Source organism: Desulfosarcina sp. BuS5, assembly GCF_028752835.1.
Taxonomy (GTDB): domain Bacteria; phylum Desulfobacterota; class Desulfobacteria; order Desulfobacterales; family BuS5; genus BuS5.
Window position 1 is genome coordinate 2235747 of the sequence record NZ_CP087952.1, and the last position, 13752, is coordinate 2249498.

The window sequence follows — 13752 nt, forward strand, 5'->3', positions numbered from 1 at the left end:
GTTCGAGATCAAGGCGCACTACCAAATCTTAAATCGGGTTTAACCACAGTAATACATTAAGTATCTCGAGGATTAAAATTTTAGCGCAACGCAGATATCGGGCAAAATAGCCATTTATGGATGGGCACTAGCAAGAAATGTCTTGGTTCAGCGTGAATTGGAGAATTCCAATTTAAAAATAAGCAACATTTTAAACAAAAAAATGTGCTTCGCGTTTTATTTTATTGGGTTTTTAAGGCATAGGCAGGAAGGCTTGGATAATGATTATTGGAGTTGAGGGAAACAGTCATATTTTAACCGTCTCCCTCTGGTGCATTTTCCAATGCCACCTGCGTCCGGCTATCCCTTGGCAGGTTGCTCCCCAGCAGAGCCTGCATCCGTTTAACCGGATAAAAATCTGTTTATAAATTTAAGTCTGGGGTGTCTAAAAAGGTAACATGTTGATTTGATAATATTTTTTAGACAAATTTCACAAAAAATTAACGGGATATGGTACTTATTTATAAAAAAATTAAATGAAAACAACGAGTTATATTTATATTATTGTTGAAAAAAATAGACGTTCGGTCAACTATTGAAAATGTTGTATGTATTTAATTTTATTGGCTTAAATGATATTTTACTTTAAACAGTATAAAGGCCTTTTGAAACATACCAATATCAGTTTTTCCTCACTTTTTGGACCCCTTAAATTTTGCTTAAAACTCGATGATCAAGTTTTTATGATTAGCTAAATTTAAAGTTTGATAGTATAATCACGACCATTAAAAATATTAACAACTTTGAAAGAGCCCATTCATAATGCTATTAACTGAATCTGCACCATTTATCAAACAGTACATTGAAGATCTCAACAATAGCCTGGAGCAATACCAACCTAGTGCGGGATTAACATTTACCCAGAAAGCATGGCTAAGCTTTTGTCTTACCGGTATATTAATGGTAAATGCTGTATGTTGGGCAAAATTTGAACGGGCGAGTCTGGGCAATTATAAATTAGCAGCTCTATCTTGGATGTTTCGTAAGGGTAAGATTTCATGGGACAATTTACTTGTTGGAAGCGTCAGGCGTATTTTGAAAAAATATGGTATCACAAATGGTGTAATTGTTTTTGATGAGTCTGATCGTGCCCGTTCTAAGAATACAAAGCGAATATACAAGGCTCATAAGCAAAAACACAAAGCAAGCGGAGGTTATGTTAATGGGCAAACAGTTGTTTTGCTTCTTTTGGTCACAGACTCTATAACCGTACCTATTGGTTTTAAGTTTTACATGCCTGATCCAGTTGTTAGTGCCTGGAAAAAAGAAGAAGAGAGATTGAAAAAAAAGGGACTCCCGAAGAATAAGCGTCCTGTCAAACCAGCATTTAACCCTGAGTACCCGAAAAAAATTCAATTAGCCCTGCTCTTACTTGAAAATTTTAAAGAATATTATCCTAAAATTACTGTTAAATGTGTATTGGCTGACGCTTTATACGGTTCAAAAGAATTTATGAATGGAGCCTCTAATATTTTGGGAGGAGTGCAAGTTATCAGCCAATTAAAGTCAAATCAAAATATACGGTACAAAGGTAAAAAAAAGACAATTACGGATTATTTCAACATGATTAACAAAGGTGTAAATTGCACCATTCGTGTGCGAGGCGGTGAAAAAGTCAATGCAACAGTGAGCAGTGCCCGCCTTAAGGTTGATGCACACGATGGCAATGTGCTTTTTGTGATAGCTCTTAAATATGAAGGGGAAGATGAATACCGTTACTTAGCTGCCACTGATGTGAGTTGGCGCACAGTTGACATTATTCAAGCATATTCTTTGAGATGGCTTGTAGAGGTTTTTTTTGAAGACTGGAAGCTTTATGAAGGATGGGGACAAGAGGCCAAACAATATGACGAAGAAGGATCAAGCCGAGGCCTGATCTTGAGTCTGTTGCTAGACCATTGCCTCCTCCTTCACCCTGAGCAAAAGGCCTGCATAGAGAACAAAACTCCCGTGTTTACCGTGGGAAGTCTACAAAAAAGAGCTCAAATGGATGTTTTGATGGAATGTGTCAAATTTTTGCTGCAACAACAAGATCCCGGTGAAAAGCTTAAAGAAATGGGGCAAGTTATCAAAAAAGTTTTCCGACTTATGCCATCGGGAAAACATATGAGCGGAAGAACCATAGGTAGATTGGAGCCAACACCCTCTCTATCACGTAAATATTGTCCTTGCTAAGTGCTTTTGGCAAGTTCGTCATCAAAAACTTGAACATCGAGTTTAAGTAACTCGTGATTAATATTGTCAAATAGTCCTGTAATATCTGCGCTTACTATCCAGCTGATATTCTGCTTCAAGCATTGCTCACGTAAATCTTTGATTGCCATGTGTTGGCTCCGACCTTTTCTGAATGCATGGGAAAAATTGTAAAAATTCCTGTCAAATATGACATTCAATATGGCTGCTGCTGCTTTCTGGACAATTTTATCCTCAAGTACAGGTATGCCAATTGGACGCTTTTCCCCTCCTTCCTTGTCTATCCAGATACGCTTTACAGGAGACGCAACGTACTGTCCTCTCCGCAGTCGTTCATACAGATTATAAAGGTTTTGATCAAGATTTTCGGCATACTCCTTTGCCGTAACCTTGTCCACTCCTGCAGATTCGCTTTTCCGAATTTTACGAAAGGATTGTTTCAGTAAATCAAAGTCTATCCGATGGACTACTGATGTAAATACCAGTTCAGGATTACTTTGAGCAAGCAGCTCGATTTTGATAAGGGATGACCCACCTGTTAACACCGGTGGTTGTCCCCATTCTATCGGTCTGGAATTGCAAGCGACCGTTCTTGCAATTTCTCGGTTTTTTGTTGATATGGTTTGTGACCTCTGTGTATCTCCCATAATTCCTGCCAAAAAAAACGTTATACCCTGCTTCACCTTCCCTGCAGTGGGTCGCTTGGGCATCACTTCCCCACCTTTCCGATCAAGATAGTTCAATTCTTAATCATCGGTACTATGATCTGCTAAGACTTCCGAATGTTTATCTCAGGTTCGTTCGCTCTTCGCTATCCTCCCCTGATACCTTGTATCGCCCATCTTTTAATGTTTGTGTTTCTGCCAATGGCAGACTCGTTGCAAGGCGGGACATTCCTATGCAACGCCGGGATTTCGCTTGCGCTGGATTTCCTGTTACCGTTCTTTTTACCCAAGGAAACATCCGGGTCTCCCAAGTTCCCGAGCTACCCCTTTGAGTACATGCCCTGGTCTAAGACCCCGGTGGTGTCCTGAATACTTGCCTTAGCATATTCAGGACTGCTGCCTTCCGCTGTCTCCAAAGCGTCGGCTTTTTCCTGCAAGCAGGATTATCACAATGACCACAACCATACATTTTTCGGGGCTCAATACAGAGCCTGCAATCTTGCTCCGTCCAGCTCCAGACTCCCGTTACCGGGTTTACCTGTGGACTTCGCTACTGACCTGCTGGTTAGTCTTTAGTCAGGTGGGACTATCTTAACATCAATGCCAGAGCAAGCCCTGCAGAGATGAAGGAAACAAACCGTTTCCCGAGCACCCACTTGGTAACAATATCGAGTTTCAAAGACCTTGTGTCTTATCCCAACGATTCGGATTTATCTTGGCACGAGGAGCGCCTTGTTATGCCCCCAATAGCTATATGATTCCCTTTGTATGAAGTGCATTAATTACCATAAACAAAGCTGCAAGCCAATTGGTATAAGCAAATAGTTTCTTGAGATGTTTGGGCTTTGTTTTTAATGCAAACTTTCCACCCAGTAATCCACCTATAATTGTAATAAAGGCTAATGGAACAGCCCATGAAGGATTAAAATCTCCTTGAACCGCATGACCTGTAAAACCCATAAATGCAGTTGCCGCTATTAATGTGGAAGCTGTTCCGACCGCTGTATGCATCGATACTCCACAAGCCAAAACCATTAACGGAACCAGAAAAGACCCTCCTGAAACTCCGACCATCCCAGAACCAAAACCTGTTAAAACAGTAATCGGTAAAGCAACCCATAAATTTACATTATAAATTTCATTGCCAGATTTAATACTTATAATTCCTAAATGTTTGTTTTTTGGCATGGTTTGATTTTCTGAAACAGGAATCAACATTACTATTCCTGCTATCAACAACATAACAGCAAATATCAGCTTTAATGAAAATCCGCTGAACAAATGAGAAAAATATCCTCCTCCAAGTGCTGACAAGGCTGTAAATATTCCGATCAGAACAGCCAGTACCCATGATACAGACTTATTTTTTTGAAAAATAATCATTGCCGCAACAGAAGCTGAAAAAAGAATAAACTGACCTGTTGTTGCTGCCTCGTGCATTGGGATATTGGCAATTGCCAGAATTACAACATAGAAATTCCCTCCGCCTTTACCGACCATTGTCATTGCAATAGCAACGATAAAAATGAGAGAACTTACTATAATAAGATTTGTCATCTAATAATCCCTCTTCATTTTTTGCTTTTAATGACCTTGAGAACCTGTCCCGGCTTCAAGGCTTCTGTCAGAGCAGAATATCCGCCTTCAACAATGCGTACCTCCGGGAATTCTTTTGACAGTAGATAGGCATAGACAATAGACGACCTGACATTTGCAGGACAGAATACACCTATAAATTTTATCTTTGGAATTTCATCAATTCTGTCAGGAATTTCGTTAATCGGTATGTTTAAAGATTCCACATTAGGATGATGCTCCAATTTTATAGAGATGGAATCTGATTCTTCTTTTGATCGAACATCCAATAGAAGACCTTTCTTCATATCGAAAAACTTCTCCGGCGATATTTTATGTTTTCCATTTCCAAAATAATCTAATGTAAGACTTTTAAGAACTTGTTCCATTTCAATCTCCTTTCTCATATGATGGGCATAACGCCACAAATCACCGGCTGCACAAAGCAGAGCGAGGAACGAGCGGCGCTTTTTGCTGTCCGAGTTCCAGGTAGGAGCATCGGTTACCCGACGCCCCCCCTACAGACCCGTACGTGAAGATTTCCCTCATACGGTTCCTCGGTTCAAATCCTTTTTACCGGATTATCAACCAAACAGGCGACACCCCGTTTGGCGTATAACTTTGCAGCCCTTACGGCATCAAATATTAGGTAGTCCCTACAAAACAATGCAGGTTCGAAAAATCAGCTACTTACAAGGTATTGGGACTGTAATGAGATATCTCCAGTTTAGTGGAGAATTCGTAAGTCCCATCTGCATTGCCGGTGTATTATGGTTATACTTTTTTATAAATTTCTCGTTTTCATTGTTAATTCGTATTCGTAAGCTCTTATGAAATTGTATGTAATTATAGTTGAATAGTATCTGCTGAATTTCTTTTTTATGAAAGAAATGCTTTGCTATCCATAGCAGTATATGCCATTTTTTAAATTGCAGCTAAATGGTATTTTAAGCACTCTAAAAAGGATAGGAGGTATTCTGATGATAAAAAATACTTTTGAAGAAGTTCTTTCTGATGAATGGGTGAAAGCAAATATAACCAATCCAGTTCAGGAATTGGTTATTATCCGTGGGATAATTCCATGGCAAAAAATGATTACAAAGTTGTGTAAATTTTATAACACCAGTCAGGGTGCTTTTGGAAAATCTCTCAGGATGATGACAGCGATTTTGATTTGTATAAAATACTATCAATTAAGTGATAGGCAAATGGTTAAGCATATAAAAGAAAACCACTATATTCAATATTTTTGTAACATCACAAATGAGGAATTGCAAACATGCCTGGATCCGAGTTCTATATGTGTATTTCGAAAACGTATAGGTGAAGAAGGTGTTGAAATTATAGAAAAAGAAGTTTTTGAGGTTCTACGCAAAGCTGGGATAATACAGGGTGATAATGCTATGATAGATTCAAGCGTATTGAAAAATAACGTTATCTATCCAAATGATGTACATTTAATTTTTAAAGCTTTTGACAAAATGAAACAATTTGCCGTTTTGCATCAAATCTCCTTGTGGTGGGACAATAATGAAGTAAAAAAATTATGGCGAGAATTTTTTTTGAACAAAAAACAAAACCGTTTGGAATGGTTACTCAAATTTAATATATTATTTATTCCTGCTCTAAAAATATTTGATAAAAAAGTTGAATCATTAAAGACCACAAAGAAAAAACAAATAAAAGCTGACAATATGTTTGCTATTCTTACTATTCTTGAAGCACAAACCTTAGAAAAACTCGAAGGTAAAAAACAGATAAAAAACCGGATTGTATCCATTGATGAACCGGATGCCCGCCCGATTGTAAAAGGAAAAGAGCATCCGAAGTGTGAATTCGGCACAACAATGGAAATGACTTTCAATAGGGAAGGATTCATGATTACCATTGAAAATTTTATCGGTAATCCAAATGATAAAACGCTTTTTGCTGGAACACTCGAACAGTTCAAAAAACGGATGAAAGGCGAACCGGAAAATATTATTACCGACCTTGGTTACAGAAGCAATGGTAATTTTAAAATTGCAGACAATATCAGTAACGTTTTTTTGGGGCGTAAAAAAGATGTATCCGAAGAAAAACAGAGTTTTTGCTGTAAAGCCCGTTCAGCAACAGAAGGTTTCATAGCTATTGCAAAAAATATTAGAGGTTTTGGATGCAGTCTTTATAGAGGATTTGAAGGAGACCGTATATGGTCATTGCTTTGTCAAACCGCTTATAATCTTAAAAAGTTTATTCAGCTTCTAATGGGAGAAAAGATTGAAGAAAAAAAACTGATGAAACTCGGGCTGGCATAAGCCGAACAAGGATTTTATCAAAAATAGTTGATTTTAAAAAATATGCGGATAGGAGAGGTGCGTCTATAGGTGTTAACAATTTGCCGTTTTTTACCAAAATTCAATTAAAATACCACAAATGAGCTTAAAATTTTAGATTAAAATTCTCTATGATTAATATATGAACAATGCTGATATACTATGTTATTATCGAAATTCAGCGGATACTGAATAAGTTAATCCACATTACATTACTAAAATTCAGCTTGTTCTTGCAATACCCCAGGGTTTTTCTCTGAAGATAGGAGATATGTTGCCTCAGGGTAAGGTTCAGTCTCTCAATAAATGAGGTGTTTTGGCTTTTTCCAGGGAAATCTTTTACACTCGATGATCAAGTTTTTATGATTAGCTAAATTTAAAGTTTGATAGTATAATCACGACCATTAAAAATATTAACAACTTTGAAAGAGCCCATTCATAATGCTATTAACTGAATCTGCACCATTTATCAAACAGTACATTGAAGATCTCAACAATAGCCTGGAGCAATACAAACCTGGTGCGGGATTAACATTTACCCAGAAAGCATGGCTAAGCTTTTGTCTTACCGGTATATTAATGGTAAATGCTGTATGTTGGGCAAAATTTGAACGGGCGAGTCTGGGCAATTATAAATTAGCGGCTCTATCTTGGATGTTTCGTAAGGGTAAGATTTCATGGGACAATTTACTTGTTGGAAGCGTCAGGCATATTTTGAAAAAATATGGTATTATAAATGGTGTAATTGTTTTTGATGAGTCTGATCGTGCCCGTTCCAAGAATACAAAGCGAATATACAAGGCTCATAAGCAAAAACACAAAGCAAGCGGAGGTTATGTTAATGGGCAAACAGTTATTTTGCTTCTTTTGGTCACAGACTCTATAACCGTACCTATTGGTTTTAAGTTTTACATGCCTGATCCAATTGTTAGTGCCTGGAAAAAAGAAGAAGAGAAATTGAAAAAAAAGGGACTTCCGAAGAGTAAGCGTCCTGTCAAACCAGCATTTAACCCTGAGTATCCGAAAAAAATTCAATTAGCCCTGCTCTTACTTGAGAATTTTAAAAAATATTATCCTAAAATTACTGTTAAATGTGTATTGGCTGACGCTTTATACGGTTCAAAAGAATTTATGAATGGAGCCTCTAATATTTTGGGAGGAGTGCAAATTATCAGCCAATTAAAGTCAAATCAAAATATACGATACAAAGGTAAAAAAAAGACAATTACGGATTATTTCAACATGATTAACAAAGGTGTAAATTGCACCATTCGTGTGCGAGGCGGTGAAAAAGTCAATGCAACAGTGAGCAGTGCCCGCCTTAAGGTTGATGCACACGATGGCAATGTGCTTTTTGTGATAGCTCTTAAATATGAAGGGGAAGATGAATACCGTTACTTAGCTGCCACTGATGTGAGTTGGCGCACAGTTGACATTATTCAAGCATATTCTTTGAGATGGCTTGTAGAGGTTTTTTTTGAAGACTGGAAGCTTTATGAAGGATGGGGACAAGAGGCCAAACAATATGACGAAGAAGGATCAAGCCGAGGCCTGATCTTGAGTCTGTTGCTAGACCATTGCCTCCTCCTTCACCCTGAGCAGGAGGCCTGCATAGAGAACAAAACTCCCGTGTTTACCGTGGGAAGTCTGCAAAGAAAAACTCAAATGGATGTTTTGATGGAATGTGTCAAATCTTTGCTGCAACAACAAGATCCCGGTGAAAAACTTAAAGAAATGGGCCAAGTTATCAAAAAAGTTTTCCGACTTATGCCATCGGGAAAACATATGAGCGGAAGAACTATAGGTAGATTGGGGCCAACACCCTCTCTATCACGTAAATATTGTCCTTGCTAAGTGCTTTTGGCAAGTTCGTCATCAAAAACTTGAACATCGAGTTACAGTACCTTTTACAAAATATTTTTTAACTGTTACAAGCCGACGCTTTATTCGGCGCTTAACAATTTGCAGGTAAGCATAAGGAATTTCAGACATAATGTTAGCGCATTTTTGTAAGCCGCTAATTTATCTGTAGCGACCTTTAATATATTATCTTTTCCCCATTTGCCCAACTTTTTAATGCCCTTTACTAAACGGTTTGCAGTGTAAGTTGTTCTTGAACCCAACTCGAAACCGATCCAGAATTTTGTTGTGGATTCAAGAGCGATAAAAACCCATAATTGTTGACTTTTATTTTTAAGGTAAGACCATAGTTCATCCATCTGGAGAAATATAATGGTAAGTCCGATAGTAAAACAAAGAAATAGGTGAAATTGCTGGCCTTTTTGCCCAATAGCTTTTTGCCATTGTTCAATTGTCCTTCGATCTTTTTGAAGTACATCGGCAATTGCATCAGTGCCAAGGCCGTAAGAGTTTAGCTTTGCCGTTTGCTCATATTCTTTAAAACTGCCATGCTTTCCAAAAAGATCGGAATATCCTGTTTCTGAGAATCTATGTTTGCCACCATTGCAGTAAAACATTTGTCTTGGCTCAAAATCGGATTTTGTTATGTAAACTCCATCCTTGGTGATTTTGTTCTCGGTTGATTGATAACATTTGCAGCTTTTCCTGGGACAAAAAAGTGTTAGGGCTGTATTTGCTGTATTTTGCATGGTTGCGATCCTTTGAATAGAGTTTTAACCGTGCTCTACAAAATATATTGCTTTTAAAGGGTGTTGCAAAGTAAAAAAACTTTAATAATAAAATCAATTAGTTAACCCAGAAAAACCCCATTTTTCCATTATGGCGTAACTATGTGAAATTTAATTTTGCCATAAGCAATTTATAAAATCGTTTGAGTGGATTACAGTAATCTGATTTGCTTTGAATTGGAAAATGAAGTCGAGAGTACAACTGAAGCCTTTGAGCGCGAATATAACATGACTGGTCGGCCTTTTGCACAACTAACTGTTAGTCCTTCAGAGAAGGAACTACGCATATAAAACTTTTTTGATATAGGCCGACATTTCTAAATTCATTGAAAAGCTGATTACCGCAATCTTATTATTAACCAAGGAACTGATTTTATTTATACAACATTGATAACTTACTAATAATATTAATAATTTTAAGATTACCTTAAAATCAATGGTACCCCTACGCTTTTTTTAGGGGAGTGTGTTTCATCAGCAATTCCCGGTCATAAATAGCTTAACTTATTGGAATCATTGGACTTTTAATTTTAGAGTTTGCGAAAACTCTTGTCTGATAACATAATAATATCAGATAGTTAAGACCCGTCCAGGAATTGCTGGTGTTTCATATAAAAAAAAATTTAGCCCAAAGCGTGGATGAGATCAAAAGATTCTATTACATTGACCCTTAAATTGTATTGACAAGTAAACAATAAATTTTTAAAATTCGCATGATCTTTATAACCATCAAAAATAGCGGAGGAAATGATGCACTGGGTAACAAAAACATTTACAACTTCCATAGGTAAAAAAATATTAATGGCGGTTACAGGCTTGAGTTTCTGCGGCTTCCTTACTGTACACCTTATAGGCAACCTTACTCTTTATGGTGGTCAGGATCTCTTCAACGCCTATGTTGAACATCTTCATTCTTTAGGACCTGTTATTACACTGTTCGAATGGGGGCTATTATTGTTGGCAATAATTCATATCCTTACAGGGTCAATTCTTTTTTTTCAGAATCTCAAGGCAAGACCTGTAAGATACAAGGTTAACAAGAATGCCGGGGGCCGCACCCTGGGATCGGCTACTATGCCGTATACCGGTTTTATTCTTATGCTATTTATTATCTTTCATCTGTTTGACTTTCACTTTGTCGATCATACCAATCAGACTGTGTACCAGATTGTATCCAATTCTTTGTCACAAATCGGGTTAATGCCTGTTTATCTTGTTGCGGTTATTATAGCGGCAGTACACATAAGCCACGGATTCTGGAGCCTGTTCCAGACCTTAGGCGCCAACCATCCTAAATATATGCCCATAATAAAAAATATAGGAATTCTGTTCAGTCTGGTTATCGGAATAGGTTTTGGTTTTATACCTATATTCATTGCGTTTATTGTTTAGAATTATTCATCCGGATTTAAGTCTAACAAAAAAATAAGAAAAAACAGACATTTCTGTATGAAAACTTGAAAGGATTTGTTATGCAACTCGATAGTAAGGTTCCAGGTGGGCCGCTTCCGGAAAAATGGGATAAACACCGTTGTGAATTAAACCTGGTCAATCCCGCCAATAAAAGAAAATTTAACATTATTGTGGTTGGAACCGGCCTTGCAGGTGGCTCCGCTTCCGCATCACTTGCCGAACTCGGATATTATGTCAAGACATTCTGCATCCAGGACAGCCCCAGACGTGCGCACAGTATCGCTGCCCAGGGTGGTATAAATGGAGCCAAAAACTACCCTAATGACGGTGACAGCATCCAGCGCCTGTTTTATGACACCATAAAAGGGGGTGATTTTAGATCCAGGGAGGCTAATGTTTACAGGCTATCGCAGGCAAGCGTAGATATAATAGATCAGTGTGTAGCCCAGGGAGTACCCTTTGCAAGAGAATACGGCGGTCTGCTTGCAAACCGGTCTTTCGGAGGCGCCCAGGTTTCCAGAACTTTTTACGCAAGAGGCCAGACCGGTCAGCAGCTTCTTCTTGGCGCTTACAGCGCCCTGTCAAGGCAGATTAATGCAGGCAAGGTCGAAATGTTTACCAGGAGGGAGATGCTCGACCTGGTGGTGATAAATGATCAGGCCCGGGGAATAATAGTCAGAAATCTGGTCACCGGGGAGATTGAGTCACACGACGCAGATGCTGTTGTTCTCTGCACAGGCGGATACGCAAATGTTTTTTTCCTCTCCACAAATGCAATGTCAAGTAATGTTACAGCATCTTTTAGAGCATATAAAAAGGGTGCTCTTTTTGCAAACCCCTGCTTCACTCAAATTCATCCGACATGCATCCCGGTTCATGGAACATTTCAGTCGAAACTGACCCTCATGAGCGAAAGCTTAAGAAACGATGGACGTGTCTGGGTACCTAAAAACCCGGGAGACAAACGGCCTGCAAACCAGATTCCGGAATCGGAAAGAGACTATTACCTTGAAAATAAATACCCGAGCTTCGGCAACCTGGTTCCCCGTGATGTAGCCTCACGCAATGCAAAGGAACAGTGCGACATTGGGAAAGGTGTTGGTGAAACCGGTCTGGCAGTTTATCTTGACTTTGCGGAAGCCATTGAACGTGATGGGCGGGATGTAATAAAACAAAAATACGGAAATCTTTTTCAGATGTATGAAAAAATTACAGCAGACAATCCGTATGAAACACCAATGATGATATATCCTGCGATCCACTATGCCATGGGCGGCCTCTGGGTAGATTATAATCTAATGAGTAATCTTGAAGGCCTTTTTGTTCTTGGTGAAGCCAATTTTTCAGATCATGGAGCAAATCGACTTGGAGCCAGCGCCTTGATGCAGGGACTCGCAGACGGTTATTTTATTATACCCTATACAATTGGCGGCTATCTTGCGGGTACATCCAGAAAGGATATTACAACAGATCATCCTGCTTTTAAAAATGCTGTCAAAATGGTCAAGGCACGTATGAACAACCTCCTTTCAATCAAGGGAAAACGAACGGTAGATGATTTTCACAGGGAACTCGGGCTGACTCTTTGGGAACATTGCGGCATGTCAAGAAATGAAGCGGGTCTGGAAAAAGCTAAAGAGAATATCAAGGGTCTGCAGGAAGAATTCTGGCAGAATGTTACTGTCCCGGGAAAAGAGAAAGACTTTAATCAGTCCCTTGAGCGTGCAGGACGTGTGGCGGATTTTCTTGAATTCAGCCAGGTAATGATAGAAGACGCCCTTGAACGTAAGGAATCATGCGGAGGTCATTTTAATGAGGCCTTCCAGACAGATGAAAATGAAGCTTTGCGCGATGATGAAAACTTCTGTCATGTATCAGCCTGGGAATTCCAAGGTGATGATAAGGATCCCAAAATGCATAAAGAACCACTGGTTTTTGAAAACGTCGAATTGACACAAAGGAGCTACAAGTGACAAAGACTATAAATTTAACGCTAAAAGTATGGCGTCAACAAGGGCCTGATTTAAAAGGCAGGCTTGAAACTTATTATGCAAAGAATATTTCCACGGATATGTCTTTTTTGGAGATGATTGACGTTGTAAATGAAAAAATAACCCTTGAAGGCAAAGAGCCGATAGCATTTGATAATGACTGCCGGGAAGGCATTTGCGGAATGTGTGGTGCTGTTATAAACGGTCGCGCGCATGGGCCTGAAAAAGGAACAACATTATGCCAGCTTCACATGAGACAATTTTCGGATAATGATGTAATAGTTATTGAACCATGGCGTGCCAAGGCTTTTAAGGTGATAAAAGACCTTGTTGTAGACCGAAGCGCTCTGGATAAAATCATCCAGGCAGGCGGTTATATTTCAGTCAACACAGGAGGCGCACAGGATGCCAACTCTATCCTCATTCCCCAGGAAACTGCCGAACTTGCCATGGATGCAGCGGCATGCATAGGCTGCGGTGCATGTGTCGCAGCATGCCCCAACGCATCAGCAATGCTTTTTACAAGCGCCAAGATATCTCAACTGGCATTACTGCCCCAAGGCAAGCCGGAAGCAGCGCGACGCGCCATTGCCATGACCAGGGTTATGGACAAACTCGGCTTCGGCAACTGCACCAATGAAAGAGAATGCGAAGCAGAATGCCCCAAAGAAATCTCTATAACTAATATAGCGCGTATGAACCGTGAATTTTTAAAGGCAAGTTTTATTTCGACCGTACAATAGTATAGACTTTTTTACTTTGGGTTGGATTTAACCGCGGAGAACGCAGAATCCGCTGAGATATTAGATTAAAATCCCAGCACTTTCCTCTGCGCTTTCAGCGTCCTCTGCGGTGAGAATACCGGTTTTGACATGGAAAGATGCTTGGGATTCACTTAAAAGTAAATGGATGG

General features: G+C 39.2%; 10 protein-coding genes. 6 read left to right on the top strand and 4 right to left on the bottom strand.

Annotation, left to right across the window (positions count from 1 at the left end; translation table 11 throughout):
- Positions 1-801 precede the first annotated feature (801 nt).
- Positions 802-2214: a transposase gene (locus BuS5_RS10970; RefSeq protein ID WP_274427660.1), complete on the top strand. Its 1413-nt coding sequence runs from the start codon at positions 802-804 to the stop codon at positions 2212-2214.
- Here BuS5_RS10970 and BuS5_RS10975 read toward each other — a convergent pair.
- The 3 genes from BuS5_RS10975 to BuS5_RS10985 form a co-directional block, all read right to left on the bottom strand.
- The gene (locus BuS5_RS10975) at positions 2211-2879 is read right to left on the bottom strand and encodes a reverse transcriptase domain-containing protein (RefSeq protein ID WP_274427661.1); all 669 of its coding nucleotides are present in this window, start codon (positions 2877-2879) and stop codon (positions 2211-2213) included. The genes BuS5_RS10970 and BuS5_RS10975 overlap by 4 nt on opposite strands.
- A 768-nt stretch (positions 2880-3647) precedes the next feature.
- Positions 3648-4454 carry a sulfite exporter TauE/SafE family protein gene (locus tag BuS5_RS10980; RefSeq protein ID WP_027355163.1) on the bottom strand — a complete coding sequence of 269 codons (807 nt, stop codon included), beginning with the start codon at positions 4452-4454 and terminating at the stop codon, positions 3648-3650.
- 14 nt (positions 4455-4468) lie between these two features.
- The gene (locus BuS5_RS10985) at positions 4469-4861 is read right to left on the bottom strand and encodes a rhodanese-like domain-containing protein (protein ID WP_035266833.1); all 393 of its coding nucleotides are present in this window, start codon (positions 4859-4861) and stop codon (positions 4469-4471) included.
- A 591-nt stretch (positions 4862-5452) separates the two neighbouring features.
- On the opposite strand from BuS5_RS10985, the gene BuS5_RS10990 reads away from it, so the two are divergent.
- Positions 5453-6769 (top strand): transposase, encoded by a 1317-nt coding sequence (locus tag BuS5_RS10990; RefSeq protein WP_274427662.1) that lies wholly within the window; start codon positions 5453-5455, stop codon positions 6767-6769.
- Between the two features lie 459 nt (positions 6770-7228).
- The gene (locus BuS5_RS10995; RefSeq protein WP_274427663.1) at positions 7229-8641 is read left to right on the top strand and encodes a transposase; all 1413 of its coding nucleotides are present in this window, start codon (positions 7229-7231) and stop codon (positions 8639-8641) included.
- An 89-nt stretch (positions 8642-8730) separates the two neighbouring features.
- Here the strand turns inward: BuS5_RS10995 and BuS5_RS11000 are convergent, their stop codons facing one another.
- On the bottom strand, positions 8731-9396 hold the full coding sequence (locus BuS5_RS11000; RefSeq protein ID WP_274427664.1) for an IS1 family transposase: 666 nt from the start codon (positions 9394-9396) through the stop codon (positions 8731-8733).
- A 786-nt stretch (positions 9397-10182) separates the two neighbouring features.
- Here BuS5_RS11000 and BuS5_RS11005 point away from each other — a divergent pair.
- The 3 genes from BuS5_RS11005 (at position 10183) to BuS5_RS11015 (ending at position 13582) form a co-directional block, all read left to right on the top strand.
- On the top strand, positions 10183-10827 hold the full coding sequence (locus BuS5_RS11005; RefSeq protein ID WP_232223080.1) for a succinate dehydrogenase cytochrome b subunit: 645 nt from the start codon (positions 10183-10185) through the stop codon (positions 10825-10827).
- An 80-nt stretch (positions 10828-10907) separates the two neighbouring features.
- Positions 10908-12821, top strand: coding sequence for a fumarate reductase/succinate dehydrogenase flavoprotein subunit (locus tag BuS5_RS11010; RefSeq protein ID WP_027354313.1), 1914 nt, complete (start codon positions 10908-10910; stop codon positions 12819-12821).
- A complete protein-coding gene (locus BuS5_RS11015) occupies positions 12818-13582 on the top strand; it encodes a succinate dehydrogenase/fumarate reductase iron-sulfur subunit (RefSeq protein WP_027354312.1) in 765 nt (254 codons plus the stop codon). The genes BuS5_RS11010 and BuS5_RS11015 overlap by 4 nt, the downstream gene beginning before the upstream one ends.
- Positions 13583-13752: the final 170 nt, after the last annotated feature.